This is a genomic window from Mesorhizobium sp. M8A.F.Ca.ET.208.01.1.1 (assembly GCF_004791315.1).
Taxonomy (GTDB): Bacteria; Pseudomonadota; Alphaproteobacteria; order Rhizobiales; family Rhizobiaceae; genus Mesorhizobium.
Genome location: NZ_SRUT01000001.1, coordinates 678,855 through 701,360, shown reverse-complemented (window position 1 = coordinate 701,360; position 22,506 = coordinate 678,855). Strand labels below are relative to the sequence as shown.

Below are 22,506 nucleotides of genomic sequence, written 5' to 3'. Positions count from 1 at the left end.
ACAAACCATTGATTTAATTGAAGGACGTCCCGCACAGCGGAATAGCGTTCTTGCCCGTTGGATCGAGCCAACCGACGCCGCAACCCAACTTCCAACTGGAAATAACGACTTTGCAGATTCTGCGAATAACACCCGAGCCACCAGGCAACGGGAACGTCATCGCGCGCTTCGACATCGCGCTCAATGACGACATCCGCCTATTCGGCTTACGCATCACAGAGCGCACCGCGGGCGGATATTCAATCTACGGACCTAATGCCCATGGCGGGCGGACGGTGACGTTTTCATACAACCTAGTCGACCAGATGGCCCGCGCCGCACTTGCCGCGCTTGAGGAGCAGAAGCCGCATGTCAAAGCCGCAGCCTAACAAAGTTGGTGAGTCTCAAGCCTATTGGACTCACAAGGTCGACACCTTTCCCAGCCCGGTTGCGCAGTTTCGCATGGCGCAGCTTATCGACCTCGACGATCGCCTCTACGAGACGGCTAGGATCGTCTACCGCTTTCTCGTCGGCTGGTATCACGATGACCATGGCGATGCCCTCCTGTCACAACGCCACGTCGCTAAGGTGATGAAGCAGCGCGCTCCTGCCGGCGCAACCGTACCCTCTCGCAACGCCGTACAGCGCGCCATCATTGCCCTGATGGATACTGGTTGGGTCGTGCGTACATTCCAAGGGCGAGGCAAGGGTAAAGGTGCCAGCCGATACGTGCCGGTGCTCAACGTGCTCGAGCTTGCCGCACAGGGCAAATTCCCCGAACCGGCCCACACCACCGGGCCAGTTGAACCGGCCCACGATAATGGGCCAGTGGTGGCCCACGTCACCGGGCCAGTTGATGCCCAAGTGGCCCACGTCACCGGGCCAAAGACCCTCATACCCGACACGGCTACTGAGCCGATGACGGGGAATGAGGATATTGATTGCCCCAGCCCCGCGGTTGGCCTGTCGGCCACCGCAGTGGGGCAAGAGGGGCTTGACGAGCTTTACGCTGCATATGGCCTGCGAAAAGAATACGCAGCAGCCAAGGTGCAGTATGAGAAGCTAGCGCCAACCAAGACCCTACACGCTGAGATCGTGATGGCTGCAAAAGCCTGGCGGGAGGCAGCTGGCGGCATCGAGCGAATGCATCTAGCCAGATGGCTGCGCGAGGAACGCTATCGCGAGGATCCGAAGGGCGAGCGGAAAGCAAAGCCTGCGGCAGCCAAGCCGGCCGTGCCTGTGGAGAAGTACCCCACCCGCCAACGCCTCACCATCGTAGGGTCTCAGGTATGGAGCAACGGAGGCGATACGGTTCTGTCGCTTGACGTGGTGGACGACACCGGCCAGCCAAGCGACATCAATATCTTTCTCGAGGCGCAGAGCAAAGACAAACAGGAGCGCGGTCAGAAGCAATTCTCATCACTGTGTAACGCTGCAGGGGTGCACAGCATCAACGACAGCAGCGAGCTTCACGACACGCAATTCATACGACTGCTACGCGGCAAGTTTGCCGAATACGAATACGAGCCGGTGCCGGCCAACGACAACCAACCTGTGTCGGAGGCCGCATGATGCTGGAACAGGAAGATGTCTATCATGCCATGCTTGCCGCACTCACAGAGCACCAGAGGCAGCGCAACGAAGACGCGCCGAGCCTTGGCCAGATGATGCCAATCGCGCCGTTCGATGCTGAGACGTTCGATGATGAGCGCGTCAAGGTTGTCGGAGTCATCAGAAACCCAGGCATGGATGTCCTTGACTTTGTGGTCATCAAGACACTTGAGGGCGGCGAGATGACGCCCGCCACAGAAAGCAGCGTTTGGCCATTGACTAAGGAAGCAGCATGAACCTCTTCGACACACCGACCGACGCTGCCATAGCCAAATTCGATGGCGCGGTGCGCGGTCGCCCCATTAGTTGGGAGGCGTTCTACAAGATCCGCCCTGACTTGCGGCCCGCGAACGACGATCAGGACGACCGCGATGTCCGTTTTGGCGGCGGGGTTAGAAGCGCCACAGGTGCTTGTTCAGCCTCCACCTCAGCCACGGCGCGGCCATACCGATAGGCGCCATAGAGCGCTAGGCCAAACAACATCCATCGAAACATCGATCCGTCTCCTAGTTGAGCCGGTCAACGTCGCCGCGCCGCACCGGTTCCGACCAGCCCCCAAGGGTGGGGGTACCTCAAGGCTTAGGACCGTCGCCGCCGGGGACCGGCGGGCCCCCACAGTGCGCATTCGCCTTGCCCCGGTTCAAAATATATTCGGCCTTCTCCTTTGCTAGCCAAGGCTTTGCGGCCAGAAACAGGATGAAATTACATCATGAAAGACAGCATAAATGCCCCGAAACCGCCCACGCATCTGCGTCCATCGACCAAAAAATGGTTCAAGTCGGTTGTCGAAGACTACGCGCTGGACGGCCACCATATCCGCCTTTTGACGCTTGCTGCGGAGGCGTGGGATCAAGCGCAGACGGCCCGTGAGGTTCTAGACCGCGACGGCCAAACGTTTCTTGACCGCTTCTCGCAGCCGAAAGAGCGACCACAAGTTTCCATCCTCAACGCAGCACGCATCGCCTTTGCGAGGTTGATCCGCGAACTGGCGCTAGATGGCGTTGACTCTCCGGAAGCGCCGCGCGTGCCGAGAACCGCGGATTACCAGGGCAGTAGGAGGTACTGATATGCCGGTTAGAAGACGCATTGACCGATACCGGCCAGCCGAACTCACCATCTGGAGGGATTGGTTTGCGTGGGGGCATTGCTACTTTGGCAACTTGCTAGACGCTGGCATTACCAATGAACGAATCCAGCAGCCTGACGAGGCTACAGCGCTGGCCGCATGGCAACGATGTGGCGAGGCCTTTCTAGTGGAATATGCCGCCGAACAAGCTCGGGAACGTTACCCGCGCACGGAACCGCCGCATGCTCTCGCCGTGTTCGGCGCACCGAACGGGAGGCGCCGTCATGCCCATTAAGCGACGCGTGAACAAGCGGGCCGAGCGTGCGGACTTCCCTGTGACGCCAGAGTTGATGGAAGCGTTCCGTAACTACATCGCGAGCGAACCGGTCAACCCGGTTGCAGTGTGGCCGGAATATTGGCGCCTGGCCGACCTGCTCGAACAGGCTCGCGCGCCAGTTGAGCCGCTCCTCGGGGGTTGCATGTGTTGGCACCCGCGCGAGGGTGGCATGGCGATGCCGGAAGAGGTTGCGGTGTATCGGAGGTTGGCGAGCGGCTAGCGCGCAGCGTGTCTATTCGTGATTTGACGCATGCCGTCGCGATGGTGCTAAAAAGAAACCGGGCGGTATCACCGGCAAAGCGAATCCGCCCGGCTCTCTAGGTCGGCATTGCCGCCTACTTGCGCTTAATCGTCTCAACGATGTGGGTAGCGGGTTTGTTCGTTGCGGTTTTTACCGTGGTGAACTGCCCGTTTCCTGCGTTGCGTCCAATCTTCTGATTCTTGCTCATTCCAATCACCTCCTCCCCGCCGGAAGGCTCCGACTACAATTGGTGCATTGTAACAGAACATTTGCGGAACTGAATACCATATCTAGATTTGACGATCGCTAATGCCCGCTACCCACAGGCCTCAAGCTTCTGTGGAGAACGGTCAGGGAATACGTTGTCAAAATACTAGATATAGCGTATGATGAGGCGATCATATCTATATCTTGACAACATACCGGTAAAACGGTATAATGTATGGATGTGAGTCGTGCCTTATGTGCGAACTCACCAAGCAAGACCGCCGTCGAGGCGGCAAGCCGGGAGCCGAGGGGCTCCTTACGTAGACCCCGAAAATCGAGCAATCCTCTGGAACAGATTGAGAAGACCGCCTCGGCGGCAGGTCGCATTGCGGCCAATGACAACATGCGTTCTACCCAAAGGGACGACCTTTGGCGCGACGCTAATGCCATTCTAGCAGCGAATCCCGACACAAAACGACCTAAGGCAAGGATCCGTTACCGCGGCGGACTGCCGGCGATGAATTGGCTAGCGAAGCACGACGCAGTTGGCGCCGCCTCGCTGTGGCGCATCGCAAGAGAGCGTCAACCAGCAGCCGCCAATGACAATCAGGCAGGTGCCGAGGGTATGAGCGTCGACCGGAGCCGAAAAGACGGCAAACCTCGCGGTAAGAATCCCGATCCCCGCTCCCTAGACGGATACCTAGCGCTGCCTGCCGTTCAACTTCGCTTGGGTGACGCCGCCCCGCTGCCGGCGAGCCCTGGCGGGTGGGACGGAAGAACCCGTGGCATGACTATCAAATCACAGGAATGGATACACCCTGACGCAGTGTTCACCGACGCAACCCGCTTCAGTTTCCATCCCGCTCAGATCGCATACGGCGCGATCTTTCTTGGCTCGATCGGCGGTCTCGGGCAGCCGAAGATGGGCAAACGACGAGGCGACGTTCGCCGACAGGATGAAGCTGAAATGCCGACACCTACTGAAGAGATCGATATCGTCATTGAAGCGATCCTGGCGCGGGCGAATGTTGCCGATGTGGGAAAGGCGCTAGGAGCTAAGGGAGGCGGTGCCGATCGCAAGGGTGGGAAAGCGCTGCGTGAGGCCGGACGATGGGCGACAAAGGCACTTGCTGCCTAGTGTGCCAAATCGTGGACGGCAAAAGCCTATAGGGCAACGAAGACAGAAACAGGGGCCGCTCAATTGCGGCCTCTTTCATTTCGGCGGCTAGGTTTTTTGCTCGATTCCTGATCGCCGGCCACACGGGTCCCTCGTCGTGTCGGCATCCCGTCATTGCTGCAGTTCAGCAGGCGGGACAATCAAGCTCGCGCTTCGGCGCGGGCTTTTTTACGCTCAACATTCGCAATTTGCGAAAATTCCAAAAGGACAACTCATGGCTACCCTTGCTGCCGCCTCGGCGGCGCTTGAAAAATACTGCGGCTTTCCCGCGTCTCGCACGCGCACAGTCGCGCGCCGTCTTCTCGAGGAAGAAATCCTCACACCCGGCGCCCCTGGTGTCGCGGTCGATCTCAACGAAGCGGACTTTGCACTGCTTCTCCTTGGTGTGGCATCTGGCGCACCACTGTCTCGCGTCGCCGACAAAACCGCTGAGCTTGCTGAGGCCGTGTCCGATCGGTTCGACACCAGAGTCATGCCCGCTCACCTGCGGCCTGAAAGCGCAACCGCATTTGAAATTCTACATGGCCAGCTTTTCAACGCGGCGCGAAACATCAAGGCGATCGTTTCCGACGTAGAGGTGGTCGAAACTTATCCCGAAATCGTCCTTCACCTCGACAACAAGTGGATTTCAATCTTCCGCCCTGTCGGCGCAGACGTACCTCGCGTTGGTACGAGCAAGCAGCGACGCTCCACGCGCATTCCAGCAACAGCAATTGTCCTGGCTGCACACAATCTCTTTTCGGAGGCCAACTAAATGGCAAAACCCGCACAGATCACCATCCCCGCGCTTGTCGACGTCGATGCCGAATACAAGGATCTTGTCGAGCGCTCGGCCTCCCTCAATGTCCGGATCGGAGAAATCCGCCGCGAGATCGCCGAAACCGAAGCGGCCATTGCCGCAGAAGCAAAAACGGGCGGCCCGCGGCTGCGGTCGGCAGTCGCTGAACTTGTCGGCGATGCTGACTCGGCCGCTGTGGATCGCCGCAAGAAGTTACGTGATTTGCGTCATGATGAGCACAATCATTCGGAAGCGCTCGATGAGATTCAGAAGCGCATTTACGCGCGGCGAGGCTTTGCCTCCCGCGCCGTTATCGCGGCTGTGCAGAGTGAGATTGACAAGCGCGTAGGCGCCATCGTTGCCGCAACAGACGTTGCACTTGCTACGCAGGCCGACCTTGAATCGCTGCTGCGCGACTTGGAAAGCGAAGGCGTCGAGACTGACGCGGTGCGTTCCGCCAAGGTGCCGTTCTTCCTGACGAATGGCCAGGCTGCCCGGTACATCTCGGACCATGGTGGTGGCAATGGCTGAGCGTCGCGAATACGAAAAGGCCGATGGCAAGAGCGACCGTCCCTCCAAGCGGGTAAAACTGCCTGGTGAACGCAAGCACGAGATTCGCCACGAAACTGCGAAGGAAATCGCGCTCAAGCTTTCACTGGCCAAGATCGACAAACAGATCGAGGCGCTCAAGGATGGCTGACCCGTTCATCTCCGGTTATGCGATTCAATGGCAGCAGCCCGCTAATATTGGCGGGCTTTTTCTTGAGCGGTTCGCGCGTGGGGCCTTCGATAGATCGCAGATCGAAAATCCGGACGTTGCGTGCCTCTGGGCGCACGATGTCAGTCGCCCTTTGGGTCGCGTAGGCAACGGCACGCTCACCCTACGGTCGGACTCGATCGGGCTTTGGTATGCCGTCACCCCAAATCCAGACTCGCCCAACGGCCAGGAGGCGCTAGCCTCGGTCGGCCGCGGTGATGTTGCCGAGGTTAGCGTTGGCTTTTGGAGCGAGATCGAGGAATGGGACGACAGCGGCGACATCCCGCAGCGCCTCATCACACAGGCCGGTCTGATCGAGATTAGTCTAGTGCTTTGGGGTGCTTACGGCAAAGCGACGTCGGCTAGCCTGTCATCCACCGACAACGCAGCCAACGCCAGGCGCCGCACGATCGAGAAAATGGAGCGGGACCAACGGTTAAGGGGGATCCGATGAGACCACGCGAACATGGACAGTTCGTAGCGGTAGCCGACCCGAAGGTCGCACTGCCGGACGGCACTCGGGTGAAGATTGCCGGGCCGTGTGGCTCGTTTCGTGACGGTGAAGCGGTCTCGTTTTGGATAGCCCAAGACTACACAAGCCATGCGGCGCGCATGGTGGCGCATAGCCTGGAAATAGCCTAAGCCGGACTGACGAGATATTCGACAAAATCCTCGCGGAAATTGTAGCGAGGCACTTTGTTGAATGAGACATCGAAGATGGCGCCGTAATTGAGCATCACATCGACGATACCCCGCAAGTTCTCGTGTTCCTCCAAGAAATACATGAAGATTAGCTTGCCGCTGCCCATGTATGTCACCTTCTTGGACAGGATTATAAATTCACGAACAAGCGGATTTTTCGTTAGGTCTTGACGCATCTCCGCGACAAGAGCAGGTGCCTTCTTTTCCAGATCGGCGAATGACCTACCGCGGCGGATGACAAACCCAGCGGCCTCAACTTTGGCCATAGCTTAAGCGGTCGACTTCCATTCCTGCAGGACTGCGGGCGTGTAAGTCAGTTCGTCATCGTCAATCAGCTTGGCATGTGTTTGACAAAGCCAGATCCCGTTGGTGATGGCGGACCGCTGCTCTGGCGTCATAACTTCATCGTACCGAGCGCCTCCTGGCGAGGCCGCGGCGATATGGGCGGCGACGCCAGTGTTTGTTGTGCCTTCGGCCGCATCAGGCCCAGCCGTTGGTAGCCGGCAATCTGGATTGGAGCACTTCATGCCCACTCGCCTAGCGAGCCGGTCGACTACATCGCGCGGAAAGTTGTCACGTGGCATTGGTCTATGACCGTCGTTTTCGCCGTGGGAACTGCTCCCGTCTCTTTCGAAGCGCCGCCCTTCGTCCGCTATTAACGTCACTTCGTCGCCTAGAAGGTGCTTTGTTATGCTCTATCTTATGACTTTCGCTGCCGGTGCTATTGCTGGTGGAATGGGGGCCTGTGCGCTCATGATTGCCCTTGGTATCCTGCGGCTTGTTGCGTAGATCCGGCTCCTCTGCCTCTTCCGCGTGTCCAACAGCCTGGTCGACAAGTTTGTTGATGTCCAACGACACATTCACGTTAAACTGGCAGTGAGACAGAGCAAGCATAAGAACAAGGAGAACCGCGCCAAAAAAACCAAGGCCTTTACCTCTCATCGTTTTGACGAGAAGGCCTAGCTTGGGATCTATCTGTGCAGCCTGTTTCTCTAGATCGTCTTCAGAAATCTCCCTCAATTGCGCTCGGCCCATCAGCTTGTGGAACCGCTCCAGGGCAATCTTCGGTAACTGCGCTTCTTTTATCTCTTGCAGGGCGCCATCCACGACATCAAAAACGCCGCTGGCAATGTCAGCCATATGACCGCAACGGGGGCAGTTCTCTTTGTTTCCTCGAAGAGTAAGGCTCCGCACGTTTCCGGAAACTTTTATAGCTCGTGACGCGAATACGTTACCGCAGGTCGGACAGTAAACCGGAATAGCAACCATCAACGCCTCCGCACAGTGGGCTGAGAGAATCTCGACTCGAAGCCGCCGCACTATGCTTGTTTTTGCTTAGTCCGGCTCCTCTGATTTCCAAGGATTCACAACAATGACCAACCAACCAGCTGCGGCGGGATCGCTGCCGCATGACCATAAGTACGCCTCGGCGCGACTGCACAGCCATGCCCGCGAGCAGGCACTCCTCGACACCCTAGAGAACATCGTTGCATCGGCCGCCGTTACCGGCCTTGTGGACGACCTCCGCAACCGAGGCTTCAGCGATGCCTACGTAGCGGCCAGCCTACTTGCCGCCGCAAAGAGCCTCATCCGCACCCAGCCGAATCCAGCCCCATGGGCGGCATTGCTCGCGAACATGGCCACGGAGACTAGCAATGGCCGCTAACGGCGACGATCTCGTTATATCGGTAAGCACAGACACGTCGACCATAAAGCGCCAGCTCGCGCAACTCGGCCAGGATATCGGTCAGACCACAAGCAAAATCAGCAACCAGTTTGCAACGATGGGCGCGTCCATCGATAAGTCGATGACGCCGATGCAGAAGCGCATCAATACAATGGTCGGTTTGCCGGTCGGCCCGAAGCTTAAGGAGTGGACCGGCGCGCTTGCCAACGCGGGCGGCGAAATGGGAAAGACAGGGCATGCTGCGGAGGGCGTATCTACGTCAATGCAGGCGATGCTGCATTCCATCCGATCCGTCAGCGAGCAGCTTGCACTCGGTGTATCGCCGGCACAGGCGCTTACCGGACAGCTGTCGCATCTGTCGTACGTCGCCAGTCAGCCAGGCGGCATCACTGCCGCGCTGAAGGGCGTTGGCGACATGGCGCTTGGCATTGTTACCAAGTTCCCGTGGGTGACAGCAGCGGTGGCCGCGGCGGGTGTGGCGTTCGTCGCCTACGAAGCCATTGGCGGCAAGACTGTCGCAACAGTAGACGAAGCGCTGACAGAGCATGCTAAGACGATCAAGGCCCTTCGCGAGGCCTATGGTATCGCTGGCGACGGCGCAGAGGATTATGCGCGCCGGTCGGTGTCGTCGTTGGAGTCGGCGCAACGCCGCGCACTGGCAGCACTTCGCGAGTCGGTCGCGGCGGCGGAAAAGACCGTCAAGGCAGGTCTGTCTGACAATGGCGGCTACAGCGGCTTCGGCTTGCTTCAGCAGATGGGTCTGCTGGGAGACAATGACCTCAACGCAGTGAAGACCAAGTTTGCGGCATTTGCCGAGCCGATCAATACATTGAGGGAGCAGATCAAGGCTGGCAAGCCGGACTTCGACGCGTTCCAGCAATCCCTTGATGCGATAGCGGCGACGGATCCCGCCAGGTTGAGGCCGATTGCCGATCAAATCTCGGGCATCATTGATCCTGCTGCGCGCGGACGAGAAGAGATTGACAACCTTTCGGTTGCGCTCGGCCAGTTGACGCAAGCACAGATCGACACGGGCCACATCGCAGCGCAGTTGGCTAACATCGAGGAAGCTGCGCAGGGCGCGCAGGGCGCGGTCGGCGCGCTGAAGGCAATGTTGGCCGACATGTCCCGGCTAGGCTCAGGCGAAGGCGCACGTGGCGACGCAATTGGCGGGAAAGGCTCTATGGACCGCGCTCAGGCGTCGTTCAATGAGCAGTTGGAGATGTTCCGCCGGTTTGGCTACGACAATGATAGCGGCATTGACCCTAATAAGCCAAAAGCCGCCAGGAAAACTCGGGCATCACGCGCACCGGCCAAGACCGCGGACGATCGCTTCTTCGAAGACATCGAGGCTATTCGCCAGCGAACCATTGCCCTGGCTCAGGAGCAGTCTGCGTTGGGTTTGTCGTTTGAGGCGCAGACTAAACGCAAAGTCGCGTTTGACCTTGAAACGACTGCGCTCAAGCAGGTCCGCGAAGAGGCCCGCAAGAAGGGCGATGCGGACTGGCAGAACGCGCAACTGACGCCGGCACAGGTCAAGGCGATTGATGACGTGTCGGACGCCTACGCTCGGCAGGCTGACGAATTGCGCAAAGCGCAAGAAATGTACGACCTGCAGAAGGACGTCATTAAGGGCGCGTTTGATGATCTGCGTTCGGCACTGGACGACGGCAAGCTGGATTGGCAGGACTTCGGCAAGATAGCCGAGGGCGTGCTCGATAAGATCATTGACAAGATCGAGAATGATTTGGTCGACGCCATCATGCAAGCCTCATCAAGCGGTGGCGGCGGTGGCGGCTGGCTTGGCAGCATCTTGGGCGCCGTTACGGGCGGTGGCGGTAGCTCATCGTCGTTCGGTACGCCTGGCGGCTTTGCGCAGATGCTGGGCATCCCCGGCTACGCGAGCGGCACATCCAACCATCCTGGCGGCTTAGCCATTGTAGGCGAACGCGGTCCGGAACTGCTCAATCTGCCGCGCGGTGCGCAGGTGATGCCGAAGGTTCCGACAATGCCGCGCTTACTGGCACCCGCAAACGACAACGGCGGCTACCAAGACAACCGCACAATCAGCATCGACGCCCGAGGCGCCCAACAGGGAGTTGGCGAAGAGATCAAGAAGGCCCTTGCCGAATACGACCGCGGAACCGTCCCGCGCACCGTTGCGGCCCTGCGGCAGGCTAAAACGCGAGGGATGGCATGACAACCGAAAACAAGCCGCCACCCATGTCGGCAGCTGAAGCAATCAAATCCATTAACGAACTGCTGGACGCTTTCATTGAGCGCGTTGCGGCCGAGCGGGCTGCCCGTCAGAAATAAGGAATCCCTACATTGTCGACTTACAAAACCGGCACGGTATCCGTGACGAATGGCAGCGCTGTGGTTACTGGCAGCGGCACGGCTTGGTCGGTCGCGCTTGTGGCTGGCGGCATGTTCTCGAGCGCCGGCATAGCCGTGCCGATCGCTTCGGTGGGCAGCGACACATCCATTACGCTTGACTACCCATGGCCAGGCACCACGGCGAGTGGCGCGGCTTATTCGATCGCGCTGGAGAATTCGTCCGCGGCCAGCGTTGTCGGGATGAACAGTATCGTGTCCCGACTACTGGTCACGCTCAGTCTGGCCGGCATCACGCCCAACTCATCTGGCAGCCTAACTGACCGCGCTGCGCTTACGCTGACGATGGCCGATAAGGGCTATCTCTTCCTGCGCGCCGAGATCGGCGTTGCGTTCGCGTTCTATCGCTGGACGGGTACGTCTTGGGACGGGCCGTTTGCGGTACAAGGGCCAGCCGGCGTCGGCACTGGCGGTTACGGGCTTCCAACTGGCGGCACGACCGGCCAGTTCCTCCGCAAGGCCAGTGGCACGGATGGCGATTCCGCATGGGCCACGCCCGCCGCAAGCGCCATTAGCAACGACAGCGGTGTTTCGGGCGCGACCACCAAGGACGCGCTTGACAGTCTAAGCTCGTCTATCGCCCTCGCGGCTGCCAACGTCGCAAAGCGCGGCACTGTGCGCGCAGCCACTACGGCCAACGTGACGATCTCTACCGCACTCAACAATGCTGACGTTATCGATGGGGTTACGCTGGCTACGGGCGACCTTGTATTGGTGAAAAGCCAGACCGCTCCAGAGCAAAACGGCGTGTATCTCGTCGGCGTCACGCCTGTGCGCTCAAGCGAATACGACACTTACAACGAGCATCCCGGCGCCCTGCTTGTCGTGCAGGAAGGCACAACGCTCGCCGATACGTTTTGGTACTGCACATCGAATGTCGGCGGCACGCTAGGCACAACGGCAATTGCCTTCAGCCAGTTGACCGTCACGCTCTCCGATGGGTCCGTTACCAATGCCAAGCTGGCGAATATGGCCAACGCCACGATCAAGGGGCGCGCAACCGCGGGCACTGGCGCGCCGGAAGACCTGAGCCTGACCCAGGTTCTCGACATGGTTGGGTCGGCGGCACAAGGAGACATCCTGTACCGCGGTTCTTCAACATGGTCCCGGTTGGCCAAGGGTACGGCTCTACAGGTGCTGCGTCAAAACACGGCCCTCACGGCACCAGAATGGGCATCCGCGCGTGAAGTCCTCACGGCTAACCGCACGTACTACGTTCGCACTACCGGGTCGGACAGCAACGACGGCCTTACAGCTGGCACTGCATTTTTGACCGTTCAGAAGGCAATCAACGTTGCGATCGCGCTCGACATGAGCATCTATGCCGTGACGGTCGATGTTGGCAGCGGCACGTTTAGCGAGGGGATATACCTCAACATCTCGGGCAATGGAAACGCGCGCATCACTCTGCTGGGCGCCGGGTACACGTCAACCGTGATAAGCGGCTCAACCTATGGACTGCTGGCGACCGGCGGGCTTTCTCTCACTGTCAAAGATTTGAAGGCAACGGGCGGGACCGTTGCAATTTGGTCGCGCTACGGCGCTCAAGTCTTCCTGATCGGAAATGTGGCGCTCGGTGGTGGAAGCGCCAGATTGATCGGCGTAGATAATGGTGGGTATCTCGAGTGCGCCGGATCGGGTAACAACATCTATCTTGATGCGAACTCCGCATATGCCTTCTATGCAGCCGCTTTCGGTCACATCTTCATAGGCTCTAGCGCTGGCGTACTGACGACTGCCGCAAGAACCTTCACAGCCACCGTGAATGCCTTGAATGGCGGGATCATCGAATTGCCATCCGTGACTTTCACAACGACTGCCGGAGCAATAACCGGGTCTCGTTACGCGGCAAGCAATCTCGGGATAATTAACACCACCGGGGCTGGCACATCCTACATCCCCGGCTCGACGGCCGGCACAGGAACGAACCCAAGCGCCTCACCTTATGGACTGTACATATGATTGGCGGAAGGCTTTGCCGCCATGGGCTTTACGCCTGAGCAGGTCGATGCATTTTTTTCGGCCGCTGCAAAACTGTAGCGCAGCGATTGGGCGGAACATTAGGCGCCTCTAAAGCTTTCTTTTGGCGGCGGGGCGGTGTCACCCGCCGAAGATCGGCGACAGCCTGATCGGCCCGCGTGCCCGCCAACGCACGCGGGCTTTTCTACACTGCCTTTGATAGAGTCGGCCGACGCTCATTGGGCGGGGGGCTTGGGGTTTAAATGAGCGCCGGCCGGGCGGTTCGCTCGGATCCGCCGCGGGGCAGATGTAGCGCTAGACGGGGGACGGTCAAGCGGTGTGATCGCGGAATGTAGGCAATTTCCTCGCTTGACCATAGGAGGAATTTATTCCTAGATCCTCTTTACAGGTATGGGAGATCGCAATGGCTAGGTCAAAACCGTCGAAACAGTTGTCGCAGGCTGAAATTGATCGCTTCTTGGTGGCGGCGGAAGCGCTGCATCTAAGCATCATCAAGCCGTTAATATCGCCACATTGCGACCACTACAGGCAGACACGCGTCCTGCATGAGGTGCTGCTGAAGGCGGTAAGGGAAGTGACCGGCAAAGAAGTCGCGTTCATCCAGTGGAATACGACTGGGCCGGTCAAACAAGTTGTTGGGTAGTGCCGGCGGAGGCGCAAGTTCGCTTGCTCGGCAGCCTTCGCACTCCACGGTCTTGCCGGGGCAGCCCATACGGACAGCGCCTTCCGGACAGCACGTGCCGCCCGAGCGCTCCCACTGCGGGCAGACGAAGATAGTGGTGGCGCCGAGGCAATGGGGGCAATCAGGGTTGGTCATTGGCGGCGTCAACGTTGGCGGCTTGCCGTTGTTCCGCCTCGAGCTTTTTGCGCTCGCGTTTGGGCACCCACACTTTCTCTTTGCCGTCCGGTGGTGGCGCTATTACGAAGCCTTGGGCGATCCCGAGGTAACGCGCATAAAACTGCCGCACCTGCGGAATTGGTCGACCCTGGTGGAGTGCGTCAAAGCGTGGAAATCCGCTACGCTCCAGGATCGGGAGAGCATCGCGTTTCCAGAGTGAAGCGTACTTCTTCCCGACGATCGCGATTGCGATTTCCAAGTCGCTGGCGAACAACGGCAGCTTGTCGAGGGCGGTGTTTGTGACGGTGCGGGGCTCGCTCATCGATCTTCACCAACATGTTCTTGTATTCTCGCTGCGCGCTCACGCCGGAGCGCCTTCTTTCGCTCATCCGTCCAGTAGGCGGGATCCCGATTTTTGAGGTCTAACTCCGAGGCCGGCACTGATCGCGCCGCCCGCCGCGCAGCCATCTCTTGCGCTTTGGCTTCGCGTTTGGCTATCCGAGCATCAAGTTTTGCACGTGTCGCCTGGCGCTTCTCTTCGAGTCGCTTCTCGCGAGTCTCAGCCTCTTGCGCTTTCCGAAACCGTCTGCGCTCGTCTTTCTTCGCTTGCTCTTTCCGAAGAAGGTCGCGGAAGAAGACGTCTGTCGAATAGGACGAAAGTGCACGGGCAGTGGCCAGCTTGCTCTCCGTAGCCGGCGCTCGCATGATTTGCCAGATGTCGACAAGGTCCTGCTCGGAAAACAGCACCGTTCGACCTCCGTGCACGGAGCAGCATCCGTACCGCTTGCCGAGTGTGATGACGCCTCTTTGCGTCATTTTAAGACGAGCCGCAGCCTCCTTCGCGGTGTAGATGGTGCCAAGGTGAGTTGGTGCGGGGATATCAGTCATAACGCATGAATTCCGCAAAAACGCTACGGAGTCAACATACTGTTTTTGCAGTATTTTTTACCGCTTTACCGGCTTAACGGCGAGATAGAAGCGGTAGCATTATCGTACCTGCAATTTAACGCCCGTTCCATTGATGAACTCGATGCCTGCGGCAGTGAGCGCCGCTTCAATCTTGGCGATGGTGGTTCCTGTGGCCGCTAGCAAAGGGCCATCCATCTTTTCCAGGCGTTTGATCGTTTCGACCGACACCGCAGCCTCACTAGCGAGGCGGATTTGATCCCAGCGGATTAAAGCTCGCGCGGCACGTATCTGTTCGGCGGATAGCAAATTGCACCTCAAGTGTAAAATTATGCACGTCAGATGTTGACACCTTGCGGGTCACGGATTACCCATAAAGTGTAATTCGATTCAACGCAACACGGAGTCGCCCAAATGCTTAATGTCCAACCCGGCCAGGTCGTGCAGTACGGAACGACCAAGGCGTTCGTAATCGCACCGGCACACTTCAGCGGTTTTTGGCAGGTCGAAAACGTATACGACGATGAGGGTGCGTTCGCCATTGTCGCCGAAAAGGATCTACAGCCAGCCGAACTGGACGAGGACGAGCGGTATATCTGCGGCATCACAGACAGCAGGGCCCGGCTCACAAGTTTACCCGTTTGTCAATCCACTCATTGACATTCCGATGGTAAAGCGGTCCTATTTGGTGCGCCTGCCGAATCCATCGGCGGGCGCTATGTGTTTCAGGAGGGGGAATGAAGGCGGATAACGACAACTCACCTCTCTACCTGTCAGAGGAGGCTATCGCGCAACGGGTGCTCGGGACGCGAGCCAAGGCGCGATGGACGGCGATTGCTGCCGTGTGGGAACGTGAGGGTCTTCCGCGAATAGACCCGGTAATAGGATATCGCTACTGGCCAGCGGTCAGGTCTTTCCTCGACCGCCGCCACGGCCTTCATCAAACCCACCTACCCTCAGCCGCTGACGGCTTGGAGAATTGGAATTGACCGATTTCCCAGGGCTCAAGCGCAAGCGCAACAAGGACGGCACAGTACGCGAGTATTGGGAAGCTCGCGGCGATTTAGCCGCACGGGGTTTCCGCCCCTCGTCCATCCGCCTGCATTATCCAAACTCCCCAGAGGGGCGCCAAGAGTTGTCCGCCCGCTGCAAGATTTTGCAGGCCGAAATGCTTGCTTGGGCGACGCGGGACGGAAACGCCGCGCCAACCTATGACGGAACGCTGAAAAGCCTGTCCCGCCTGTTCCAGACGAATGAGGATTCCCCTTATCTCTCGATGAAATGGAATAGCCGGGAGAACGTCACCAAGTGCTTGGCAATTATCGAGCACACTGTAGGCGCCCGCCAGATCAGCAAACTGCTCGGCCCCGACTTCAAAGGCTGGCACAGTAAATGGGGCGCACCGAAAGAGCCGACCGAGAAAGTACCGAATCCCCCTGCCCGTCCATGGCGCGCAAAGCACTGCATGGACGCCGTTCGCCAATTGATCGGCTATGGAGTGACGCTTGGTTACGATGACTGTTTTCGTGCCGATACCATCCTTTCCAAGATCCGCTTTAAGACGCCTCCGGCACGCAAATCGATCATGACAGCAGAGCACGTCGAGGCAGTTCGGAAGACGGCGCACGTACAAGGCTGGCCGTCCATTGCTCTGGCAACGGTTTTGCAGTTCGAACTCGCGATGCGTCAGAAGGACGTCATCGGCGAATGGGAGCCAACTGCAGGCGCCAAGGGCGGTATCATCCATCGAGAGACAAGGTGGGCGAACGGCATGGTGTGGTCGGATATCGATTCGAACATGGTCTTACGGAAGGTCCACACCAAGACCGGATTTGAGGTTGAGCACGATCTGAAACTGCATCCTATGGTGCTTGAAGAAATTGCTCTGGTGCCGCTGGAGAAACGTGTGGGTCCGATGATATTGGCCGAAACGACCGGCGAGCCGTACAAGCACCGGAAGTTCACGGAGCGGTGGCGAAAGATCGCCGACAAGGCTGGTGTACCCTCAAACGTGTGGAACATGGACGCGCGGGCCGGCGCCATCACAGAGGCTTACGACCTCGGTGCGACGGAAACCGACGTGATGAAATCTGCCGGTCACAAGAACCGACAGACGAGCGCCCGATACAACCGCGGCACGATCGAGCAGACGAGTCGCGTCGCACAACTTCGCATGGCGAAACGCAACACGAACAAACCATAAGGGACGCGCTGGGGACGTTTAAGGGACGTCTCCCGTAAGCGGTTGTAAATCCGATAAAAATTTGAGGAGGGAAACACATCCGCATCCTGTTCCTCGACAAGAAGAACGCGCTGATATCAGACGAAGTGCAGCAGACCGGCACGGTCGACCACACGCCCGTCTATCCCAGGGAAGTGGTCAAGCGCGCGCTCGAACTGTCCGCCACGGCGATCATCCTGGTGCACAACCACCCCACTACCCCCGTTTCGATCACGCTGGATCACGCTCGATACCACTGAATCATCAATAGCTTCGGCGGTTTTTTGCGGATTGCGTACTGGGGGCGGTTATGGCAAATTGGGCGCGGTTGAAGGGATAGAAAACGGCTTTCCGCTCCCAGAAAACGATCCCCGTTTCTCCTCGACCGATCCCAGTTGCGGAACAGGAAAAACGCAATGCCAAGCCTAACCGATACCGCGATCCGACATGCATTGAAGCGGGTCGAAGTGAGCCAGAAGCAAGAAAACCTCGCCGATGGCGAAGGCCGTGGCACGGGACGTCTCGTCCTTGTCCTCAAGCCCATGCCGAAGCGCGTGACGGCCGACTGGATGGCGCAGCAGTGGCGCGACGGAAAGCGCACCAAGAAGAAGCTCGGGGCCTATCCGTCAATGACGCTCGGCCAGGCCCGCGAAATCTTCAAGCGCGACTTCGCCGACGTCATCCAAAAAGGTCGCAGCATAAAGATCGCCACCGACACGCGCCCCGGCACCGTCGCCGATCTTTTCGAGGGTTACGTCGCATCGTTGAAGGCCGCGAACAAACCCTCCTGGAAGGAAACCGAGAAGGGTCTCAACAAGATTGCCGACACGCTCGGGCGCAACCGTCTCGCCCGCGAGATCGAGTCCGAGGAAATCATCGAACTGATCCGCCCGATCTATGACCGCGGCGCCAGGTCGATGGCCGATCACGTACGATCCTATATCCACGCCGCTTTTAGCTGGGGCATGAAGTCCGACAACGATTATCGGCAGCAATCCGCTCGGCGCTTCCGCATCCCGTTCAATCCAGCAGCAGGCATCCCGACCGAGCCCAAGGTCCAGGGCACGCGCTGGCTCGATGAGGACGAGTGGATCCAGCTCTATCGCTGGTTGGAGTGCCCCGATACGCCTGTCCATCCTCCCTATACGCGTGCGGTCCGAATCCTCATGCTGACCGGTCAGCGGGTCGAGGAGATCGCGAACCTTCACATCGAGCAATGGGACGCTAAGGAGAAGATTATCGACTGGTCCAAGACCAAGAACGACCAGCCCCATGCCGTTCCGGTGCCGGATCTGGCCGCAGAGCTAATCTCGTCAATCAACGTCAACGAGTACGGCTGGTTCTTCCCGTCGGCCAAGGATCCCTCCAAGCCCGTCAGCCATGGCACGCTCTATTCGTTCATGTGGCGCCAGCGTGATCGTGGCGTGATTCCCTACGTGACGAACCGCGATCTGCGTCGAACCTTCAAGACACTGGCCGGCAAAGCAGGTGTGCCGAAGGAGATCCGCGACCGCCTGCAGAACCACGCCTTGCAGGACGTCAGCTCAAAGCACTACGACCGCTGGAACTACATGGTGGAGAAGCGTGCCGGCATGGCGAAATGGGACAAATTCGTCCGCGCCATGCTTGCGAAGAAGCGCATGAAGGCGGCGGCATGAGCCAGCCCGACGCCGAATTTGCGCAACGGGTCGTTGCACAATTGCGCTCGGGCCATAGCGTCTGCAGCGCGTTGGAGGCTGCCGCGTGAGCCACCGCCCTCTCCTTCTTGCCTGCATGCTTGTTTTCCTCTGCCCGGTCATCCCCGCCTATGCAGATCCGTGCAAAGCACCGCTGCCAGCCCAAGCTGGCGTGCGGTTCTCTGGCACGGTTCGCTATGTCGGTGATGGCGACAGCCTTTGCGTAGGCAAGACGGCCGACCCCAACGCCTGGATCGAGGTCAGGCTTGCCGACTTCGACGCCCCCGAGCTCCACGAAGACCGCGGGGCTCAAGGAAAGGTCGTGCTCGAACGCATTGCGCTTCACCGTGAGGTGACGTGCACAACGGAGCGTGGCCGCAGCAGACGCGTGATCTCATTCGACCGCGTCATTGCCCGCTGCCGTGTCGGCTCTCAGCCCATTGGTGACATGCTGCGCCAAGCCGGAGCGCCCGAGGGCGGCAACTGATGCGGGCCTCCACCATTGACTTAACATAGCCTGGAAGCTATATGAATTGGGACGTCAGACTGCACGATGCCTTCGAGGCGGAGTTTCAGGCTTTCGCGAACGAGGTGCAGATCGAAATGCTCGCCCTCGCAAAGCTGCTGGCCGAATTCGGGCCGCAACTTGGTCGACCTTACGTCGATACGTTGAAGGGCTCGAAGCATGCCAACATGAAGGAAATGCGCTTTTCAGCGGCCGATGGCGAGTGGCGAACCGCCTTTGCCTTCGACCCGGAGCGAAACGCAATCCTGCTTGTAGCAGGTGACAAGTCGGGCGGAAGTCAGAAGCGCTTTTACAAGCAGCTTATCGCAAAGGCGGACAAGCGGTTTTCCGACCATCTGGAAAACCTGAAATCCGTAAAGAAGGGATAGCCCGATGGTACGCAGCATCACGGACGTCATCGCTTCGCTGCCCCGCGACCAGCAGGAGCAGGTCGAGGCCCGCTACAAGGAGCTTCGGCAGGAGGTCGAGGGTCTGCGCGAGCTGCGGCAGATCGCCGGGAAGGCACAGGAAGATGTCGCCGGTGCGTTGAACATTAAACAGCCCTCGGTCTCGAAGATCGAAAAGCAGGCGGATATGTATCTATCGACGTTGCGCAGCTACGTCGAGGCGATCGGCGGCAAGCTTGAACTCACCGTGAAGCTGCCGTCGCATCCGCCCCTCAAGCTTCACAGCCTGGGCGACGTGATTGCATCGAATACGCCCACGCGCGGCCCCGCCCGCGTGCGGAAGGCCGCCAGAGCCCGCTCTTGATGCTTCAGTTCGACGGCAATTGGCGGTTCGACAGTCCCGGCGCGATAGAGCCCGCCGTACAAGAGGGCTTTCGCGACCTTATCAACCGCATCAGCGGACAAGGGCAACGGAAGGCCATTTTCGAGCATTTCAAAGCGCGATTCTGTGCGGCTGCCAGCGCCGAGTATTGGCCGAGCTCCAACGAGCGGTTCGCCTCCGAAGATCTCGACCGAGACATGGAACGCGCCGGTGAGAACGCTCCGGTCTTCATCGAAGCGTTCTGGAACGCATGCCAGGAACTTTGGGCTCGCAATCCGGCGATGGTGATACCGGAAGCGGGAAGGATCAATCGCATCCTCGCCGACGCCAACGCCGGCTATCAGCTCAATCCTCCGATGCTGGTCGCCACCCGCGTCCACATTCCGATCACCGTTCCGGACGCGCCCCCGTCCCTCGATCTCCAGGCGCGAGCCCTCATCCACGAGTCCCTCGACGCGTCTCAGCGGTTCCTGAGCGAGGGCAACGGCCGTCAGGCGGTCCAGGAAGTACTCTGGCTGCTGGAAACCATCGCAACCGCCTTTCGGAGCCTCGACGTTGCCGAGGGAAGCATCCAGGGCCGCTACTTCAACAAGATCATCCTCGAATTGCGCCAGCGCGGCCGAGGGCACCAAGAGCAGATCCTGAACTGGATGATGACGCTGCATGGATACCTTTCGTCGCCCACGGGCGGCGGGGTGCGTCATGGCGTCGATCTTAAAGAGGGCCTCGCTCTCGGCATCGACGAGGCGCGTCTTTATTGCAACCTCATCCGCAGCTACCTGACGTTTCTGATCGCGGAGCACGAACGCGTCAGCCGAGGCGTAGTGTAAAACTCAAAAGAGACGACTGTGACCCGCATTTTCGACTTCGATGGACCAAACCTTGATCGTGGCTTCGTCAACCTCAGGACTGCTGACCATCCAGTCGAGAGGGAATTGCACGACCTCATCGAGCGAATGTGGGAGCGCTACGAGCCGTATGCCGATCCGGATTTCCGCCATGGCTTTGCGCGCGACGTCGACGGCCGTTTCTGGGAAATGTATCTTGGCTGCACCCTCCTCGACGCCGGCCGCAGTCTGCTGCCGGTTTCCGAACGCCTGCGCGAGGGCGGTCAACCCGACCTCTGCGTTCTGACCGACGAAGGCCGAATCTGGATCGAAGCCATCGCGCCGGACGAAGGCGACGCTGGCCCGGATCAGGTTATCCGGCCTGTGCCGATGAACCAGGGCGGCGGCCTCAGCGCCGCCCCAATCCGTCAGGCGCAACTTCGCACCACCAGCGCCTTCTGGACCAAATTCCAACGAGTTCAGGACTACCTGCGAGAAGGTGTCATCGGCGAGAATGACGTTCGCATCATTGCGATCAGCGCGAGCCGGTTTGGGGTTTATGTATCCGAGCGCCCACCGCTGATTATGACCTCCCTGTTCCCAATCGGCGACGCCTACATCACCATCGATCGCGAGACGGACGAAGTGGTGGATCAAGGTTTTCACGCCGCGCCGGAGATCGCGCGTCAGGGCGGGCCGATCCCGCGCACCGCCTTCCTCGATCCGGCTTTTGCCGATGTCTCCGGCGTTCTGTGGTCTCGCGTCAGCCTGGGCAATCTGTCCCGCGGAACCAGGCCGCTGACCTATGTCCACAATCCTCTCGCTACGCATCCGTTGCCGGTCCGCTGGGGTGTCTGGGACCGAGAATTCGTGACCGTCGTCGATGGCGAGGATTGGGAAGCCACCGACATCCTCGCACCGCAGCCTGAAACCGAACCATCGGCGGCCGAATGAGCACGACGCCGATTGACGTCCGGAATATCGGGACGGCCTTTCTCGCCGAAATCAGGGATTTGAGCGCCGATGGCTGATACACTCGACGAGGACGCCATCGAGCGCCACAAGGAGGCGCTGATCGAGCCGGCTGCCACCCTGTATGCCGTCCAGAAGGTTTTCGGAGATCAAGCCAAGGCCAAGTCGATGGCCACATACGGACGGCTAATCGACGCCCACATGCTGGTGACCGGCGTCCTCGCAAGCGGCATTTTGCGTATCAATGGCGCCGTCGTTGAGGGCGATCAGACCACCTTCGAGCGCGACGCGCTGTTCGCCGCCTTCATCATCGGCCTTGATCCCTGCGAGCGCGCCATCGCCGAGGCCCGCTACCTACAGGCCCACGCGCTGCTGCGCCAGGAGCTCGAGATCCTCGCCCAGCTCAAGGCGGTTGGTGCAAACCGGCGAAAGCCCAACGGCGCTCCCTACGTCGCAGCTCTCGAACAGTCGCTAGGCCGTCTCTATGGTGGGCTTTCCGCAGCCGCCCATGTGTCCAGGCACGACATCGTCCAAAGCGCGACCGCGTGGGACGGCAAACTGGACGGCCTGCCCGGCCCGACAAACATGACCCGCTATTTCCCGGAGACCGACGAAGGGCTCGCAAGACGATCCTACGCCCTCCACATTTACATGATCATCCGCCTCGTTGAGGAATTGAGCGTTGATCTTAGCGCTCGGCATAAATCAGCAGCGTTTACCGACGCAGAAAACGAGGCGCTGAATCTTGCAATAGACTTGATGGCGGCAGAAGGAATGCTTGAAATCGTCACTGGCGCCGATTCGAATAGCAATACTGATAATTAGTGGATTGCCGCGTCGTTCGATCGCTCGTCCG

Annotated in this window: 29 protein-coding genes and 1 pseudogene; 25 read left to right on the top strand and 5 right to left on the bottom strand. The window is 59.3% G+C overall.

Going from position 1 to position 22,506, the window contains the following annotated elements; genetic code table 11:
* Positions 1-50 precede the first annotated feature (50 nt).
* The 11 genes from EN851_RS03450 (at position 51) to EN851_RS03405 (ending at position 6,607) form a co-directional block, all read left to right on the top strand.
* Positions 51-368 carry a hypothetical protein gene (locus tag EN851_RS03450; protein ID WP_135928581.1) on the top strand — a complete coding sequence of 106 codons (318 nt, stop codon included), beginning with the start codon at positions 51-53 and terminating at the stop codon, positions 366-368.
* Positions 349-1,551: a hypothetical protein gene (locus EN851_RS03445; protein ID WP_135928580.1), complete on the top strand. Its 1,203-nt coding sequence runs from the start codon at positions 349-351 to the stop codon at positions 1,549-1,551. Before EN851_RS03450 ends, EN851_RS03445 begins: the two co-directional genes overlap by 20 nt.
* The gene (locus EN851_RS03440) at positions 1,548-1,826 is read left to right on the top strand and encodes a hypothetical protein (RefSeq protein ID WP_135928579.1); all 279 of its coding nucleotides are present in this window, start codon (positions 1,548-1,550) and stop codon (positions 1,824-1,826) included. The genes EN851_RS03445 and EN851_RS03440 overlap by 4 nt, the downstream gene beginning before the upstream one ends.
* Complete coding sequence (locus tag EN851_RS03435; RefSeq protein ID WP_135928578.1) at positions 1,823-2,044, top strand: hypothetical protein; 222 nt, start codon at positions 1,823-1,825, stop codon at positions 2,042-2,044. The genes EN851_RS03440 and EN851_RS03435 overlap by 4 nt, the downstream gene beginning before the upstream one ends.
* A 255-nt stretch (positions 2,045-2,299) precedes the next feature.
* Positions 2,300-2,656, top strand: a complete 357-nt coding sequence (locus EN851_RS03430) for a hypothetical protein (RefSeq protein ID WP_135928577.1) — start codon at positions 2,300-2,302, stop codon at positions 2,654-2,656.
* A 284-nt stretch (positions 2,657-2,940) separates the two neighbouring features.
* On the top strand, positions 2,941-3,213 hold the full coding sequence (locus tag EN851_RS03425; protein ID WP_135928576.1) for a hypothetical protein: 273 nt from the start codon (positions 2,941-2,943) through the stop codon (positions 3,211-3,213).
* 1,015 nt (positions 3,214-4,228) lie between these two features.
* Complete coding sequence (locus tag EN851_RS03420) at positions 4,229-4,579, top strand: hypothetical protein (protein WP_135928575.1); 351 nt, start codon at positions 4,229-4,231, stop codon at positions 4,577-4,579.
* Positions 4,580-4,832: 253 nt separating this feature from the next.
* Positions 4,833-5,372: a hypothetical protein gene (locus EN851_RS03415; protein WP_135928574.1), complete on the top strand. Its 540-nt coding sequence runs from the start codon at positions 4,833-4,835 to the stop codon at positions 5,370-5,372.
* Positions 5,373-5,927, top strand: a complete 555-nt coding sequence (locus EN851_RS03410; protein WP_135928573.1) for a hypothetical protein — start codon at positions 5,373-5,375, stop codon at positions 5,925-5,927.
* Positions 5,920-6,096, top strand: coding sequence for a hypothetical protein (locus EN851_RS36160; RefSeq protein WP_189587322.1), 177 nt, complete (start codon positions 5,920-5,922; stop codon positions 6,094-6,096). Before EN851_RS03410 ends, EN851_RS36160 begins: the two co-directional genes overlap by 8 nt.
* On the top strand, positions 6,089-6,607 hold the full coding sequence (locus tag EN851_RS03405; protein WP_135928572.1) for an HK97 family phage prohead protease: 519 nt from the start codon (positions 6,089-6,091) through the stop codon (positions 6,605-6,607). Before EN851_RS36160 ends, EN851_RS03405 begins: the two co-directional genes overlap by 8 nt.
* A 184-nt stretch (positions 6,608-6,791) precedes the next feature.
* Here EN851_RS03405 and EN851_RS03400 read toward each other — a convergent pair whose 3' ends face one another.
* Positions 6,792-7,121, bottom strand: coding sequence for a hypothetical protein (locus EN851_RS03400; RefSeq protein WP_135928571.1), 330 nt, complete (start codon positions 7,119-7,121; stop codon positions 6,792-6,794).
* Between the two features lie 322 nt (positions 7,122-7,443).
* Positions 7,444-7,995: a hypothetical protein gene (locus tag EN851_RS03395; RefSeq protein WP_135928570.1), complete on the bottom strand. Its 552-nt coding sequence runs from the start codon at positions 7,993-7,995 to the stop codon at positions 7,444-7,446.
* A gap of 232 nt (positions 7,996-8,227) precedes the next feature.
* On the opposite strand from EN851_RS03395, the gene EN851_RS03390 reads away from it, so the two are divergent.
* The 4 genes from EN851_RS03390 to EN851_RS03375 all read left to right on the top strand — a co-directional run bounded on the left by EN851_RS03390 (position 8,228) and on the right by EN851_RS03375 (position 13,559).
* Complete coding sequence (locus EN851_RS03390; RefSeq protein WP_135928569.1) at positions 8,228-8,521, top strand: hypothetical protein; 294 nt, start codon at positions 8,228-8,230, stop codon at positions 8,519-8,521.
* Positions 8,511-10,742: a hypothetical protein gene (locus EN851_RS03385; protein WP_135928568.1), complete on the top strand. Its 2,232-nt coding sequence runs from the start codon at positions 8,511-8,513 to the stop codon at positions 10,740-10,742. The genes EN851_RS03390 and EN851_RS03385 overlap by 11 nt, the downstream gene beginning before the upstream one ends.
* Positions 10,743-10,870: 128 nt before the next feature.
* Entirely contained in the window at positions 10,871-12,898 is a 2,028-nt protein-coding gene (locus tag EN851_RS36990) for a hypothetical protein (RefSeq protein ID WP_245520681.1), read from the top strand.
* A 421-nt stretch (positions 12,899-13,319) separates the two neighbouring features.
* A complete protein-coding gene (locus EN851_RS03375) occupies positions 13,320-13,559 on the top strand; it encodes a hypothetical protein (protein ID WP_135928567.1) in 240 nt (79 codons plus the stop codon).
* A 160-nt stretch (positions 13,560-13,719) separates the two neighbouring features.
* On the opposite strand, the gene EN851_RS03370 is transcribed toward EN851_RS03375, so the two are convergent.
* The 3 genes from EN851_RS03370 to EN851_RS03360 all read right to left on the bottom strand — a co-directional run bounded on the left by EN851_RS03370 (position 13,720) and on the right by EN851_RS03360 (position 14,891).
* Complete coding sequence (locus EN851_RS03370) at positions 13,720-14,076, bottom strand: hypothetical protein (RefSeq protein WP_135928566.1); 357 nt, start codon at positions 14,074-14,076, stop codon at positions 13,720-13,722.
* Positions 14,073-14,642 carry a hypothetical protein gene (locus EN851_RS03365; RefSeq protein WP_135928565.1) on the bottom strand — a complete coding sequence of 190 codons (570 nt, stop codon included), beginning with the start codon at positions 14,640-14,642 and terminating at the stop codon, positions 14,073-14,075. The genes EN851_RS03370 and EN851_RS03365 overlap by 4 nt, the downstream gene beginning before the upstream one ends.
* A gap of 99 nt (positions 14,643-14,741) precedes the next feature.
* Positions 14,742-14,891 (bottom strand): hypothetical protein, encoded by a 150-nt coding sequence (locus tag EN851_RS03360; RefSeq protein ID WP_245520680.1) that lies wholly within the window; start codon positions 14,889-14,891, stop codon positions 14,742-14,744.
* 183 nt (positions 14,892-15,074) lie between these two features.
* Here EN851_RS03360 and EN851_RS03355 point away from each other — a divergent pair, with 183 nt between their 5' ends.
* The 10 genes and pseudogenes from EN851_RS03355 to EN851_RS03305 all read left to right on the top strand — a co-directional run bounded on the left by EN851_RS03355 (position 15,075) and on the right by EN851_RS03305 (position 22,475).
* The gene (locus EN851_RS03355; protein ID WP_135928563.1) at positions 15,075-15,320 is read left to right on the top strand and encodes a hypothetical protein; all 246 of its coding nucleotides are present in this window, start codon (positions 15,075-15,077) and stop codon (positions 15,318-15,320) included.
* 325 nt (positions 15,321-15,645) lie between these two features.
* A complete protein-coding gene (locus EN851_RS03345) occupies positions 15,646-16,863 on the top strand; it encodes a site-specific integrase (RefSeq protein WP_135928561.1) in 1,218 nt (405 codons plus the stop codon).
* A gap of 80 nt (positions 16,864-16,943) precedes the next feature.
* Positions 16,944-17,141: pseudogene (locus EN851_RS03340) on the top strand (JAB domain-containing protein); the annotation flags it as partial.
* A gap of 156 nt (positions 17,142-17,297) precedes the next feature.
* Positions 17,298-18,539: a site-specific integrase gene (locus EN851_RS03335; RefSeq protein ID WP_135928560.1), complete on the top strand. Its 1,242-nt coding sequence runs from the start codon at positions 17,298-17,300 to the stop codon at positions 18,537-18,539.
* An 85-nt stretch (positions 18,540-18,624) separates the two neighbouring features.
* Positions 18,625-19,044, top strand: a complete 420-nt coding sequence (locus EN851_RS03330; protein ID WP_135928559.1) for a nuclease — start codon at positions 18,625-18,627, stop codon at positions 19,042-19,044.
* Positions 19,045-19,085: 41 nt separating this feature from the next.
* The gene (locus EN851_RS03325; RefSeq protein ID WP_135928558.1) at positions 19,086-19,451 is read left to right on the top strand and encodes a type II toxin-antitoxin system RelE/ParE family toxin; all 366 of its coding nucleotides are present in this window, start codon (positions 19,086-19,088) and stop codon (positions 19,449-19,451) included.
* Between the two features lie 4 nt (positions 19,452-19,455).
* On the top strand, positions 19,456-19,833 hold the full coding sequence (locus EN851_RS03320; RefSeq protein WP_135928557.1) for an XRE family transcriptional regulator: 378 nt from the start codon (positions 19,456-19,458) through the stop codon (positions 19,831-19,833).
* The gene (locus tag EN851_RS03315; protein ID WP_135928556.1) at positions 19,833-20,681 is read left to right on the top strand and encodes a hypothetical protein; all 849 of its coding nucleotides are present in this window, start codon (positions 19,833-19,835) and stop codon (positions 20,679-20,681) included. The genes EN851_RS03320 and EN851_RS03315 overlap by 1 nt, the downstream gene beginning before the upstream one ends.
* A gap of 105 nt (positions 20,682-20,786) precedes the next feature.
* Positions 20,787-21,632 carry a hypothetical protein gene (locus tag EN851_RS03310; RefSeq protein ID WP_245520679.1) on the top strand — a complete coding sequence of 282 codons (846 nt, stop codon included), beginning with the start codon at positions 20,787-20,789 and terminating at the stop codon, positions 21,630-21,632.
* A gap of 69 nt (positions 21,633-21,701) precedes the next feature.
* A complete protein-coding gene (locus tag EN851_RS03305; RefSeq protein WP_135928554.1) occupies positions 21,702-22,475 on the top strand; it encodes a hypothetical protein in 774 nt (257 codons plus the stop codon).
* Positions 22,476-22,506 lie beyond the last annotated feature (31 nt).

Excerpts from the sequence above, each read along its gene's own strand:
- EN851_RS03355 (WP_135928563.1), top strand. The coding sequence starts at position 15,075 with ATGCTTAATGTCCAACCCGGCCAGGTCGTGCAGTACGGAACGACCAAG.
- EN851_RS03365 (WP_135928565.1), bottom strand. The coding sequence starts at position 14,642 with ATGACTGATATCCCCGCACCAACTCACCTTGGCACCATCTACACCGCG.
- EN851_RS03385 (WP_135928568.1), top strand. The coding sequence starts at position 8,511 with ATGGCCGCTAACGGCGACGATCTCGTTATATCGGTAAGCACAGACACG.
- EN851_RS03320 (WP_135928557.1), top strand. The coding sequence starts at position 19,456 with ATGGTACGCAGCATCACGGACGTCATCGCTTCGCTGCCCCGCGACCAG.
- EN851_RS03335 (WP_135928560.1), top strand. The coding sequence starts at position 17,298 with ATGCCAAGCCTAACCGATACCGCGATCCGACATGCATTGAAGCGGGTC.
- EN851_RS03405 (WP_135928572.1), top strand. The coding sequence starts at position 6,089 with ATGGCTGACCCGTTCATCTCCGGTTATGCGATTCAATGGCAGCAGCCC.
- EN851_RS03410 (WP_135928573.1), top strand. The coding sequence starts at position 5,373 with ATGGCAAAACCCGCACAGATCACCATCCCCGCGCTTGTCGACGTCGAT.
- EN851_RS03440 (WP_135928579.1), top strand. The coding sequence starts at position 1,548 with ATGATGCTGGAACAGGAAGATGTCTATCATGCCATGCTTGCCGCACTC.
- EN851_RS36160 (WP_189587322.1), top strand. The coding sequence starts at position 5,920 with ATGGCTGAGCGTCGCGAATACGAAAAGGCCGATGGCAAGAGCGACCGT.
- EN851_RS03390 (WP_135928569.1), top strand. The coding sequence starts at position 8,228 with ATGACCAACCAACCAGCTGCGGCGGGATCGCTGCCGCATGACCATAAG.
- EN851_RS03325 (WP_135928558.1), top strand. The coding sequence starts at position 19,086 with ATGAATTGGGACGTCAGACTGCACGATGCCTTCGAGGCGGAGTTTCAG.
- EN851_RS03420 (WP_135928575.1), top strand. The coding sequence starts at position 4,229 with ATGACTATCAAATCACAGGAATGGATACACCCTGACGCAGTGTTCACC.
- EN851_RS03370 (WP_135928566.1), bottom strand. The coding sequence starts at position 14,076 with ATGAGCGAGCCCCGCACCGTCACAAACACCGCCCTCGACAAGCTGCCG.
- EN851_RS03430 (WP_135928577.1), top strand. The coding sequence starts at position 2,300 with ATGAAAGACAGCATAAATGCCCCGAAACCGCCCACGCATCTGCGTCCA.
- EN851_RS03425 (WP_135928576.1), top strand. The coding sequence starts at position 2,941 with ATGCCCATTAAGCGACGCGTGAACAAGCGGGCCGAGCGTGCGGACTTC.
- EN851_RS03395 (WP_135928570.1), bottom strand. The coding sequence starts at position 7,995 with ATGGCTGACATTGCCAGCGGCGTTTTTGATGTCGTGGATGGCGCCCTG.
- EN851_RS03415 (WP_135928574.1), top strand. The coding sequence starts at position 4,833 with ATGGCTACCCTTGCTGCCGCCTCGGCGGCGCTTGAAAAATACTGCGGC.
- EN851_RS03305 (WP_135928554.1), top strand. The coding sequence starts at position 21,702 with ATGGCTGATACACTCGACGAGGACGCCATCGAGCGCCACAAGGAGGCG.
- EN851_RS03435 (WP_135928578.1), top strand. The coding sequence starts at position 1,823 with ATGAACCTCTTCGACACACCGACCGACGCTGCCATAGCCAAATTCGAT.
- EN851_RS03445 (WP_135928580.1), top strand. The coding sequence starts at position 349 with ATGTCAAAGCCGCAGCCTAACAAAGTTGGTGAGTCTCAAGCCTATTGG.
- EN851_RS03400 (WP_135928571.1), bottom strand. The coding sequence starts at position 7,121 with ATGGCCAAAGTTGAGGCCGCTGGGTTTGTCATCCGCCGCGGTAGGTCA.
- EN851_RS03315 (WP_135928556.1), top strand. The coding sequence starts at position 19,833 with ATGCTTCAGTTCGACGGCAATTGGCGGTTCGACAGTCCCGGCGCGATA.
- EN851_RS03375 (WP_135928567.1), top strand. The coding sequence starts at position 13,320 with ATGGCTAGGTCAAAACCGTCGAAACAGTTGTCGCAGGCTGAAATTGAT.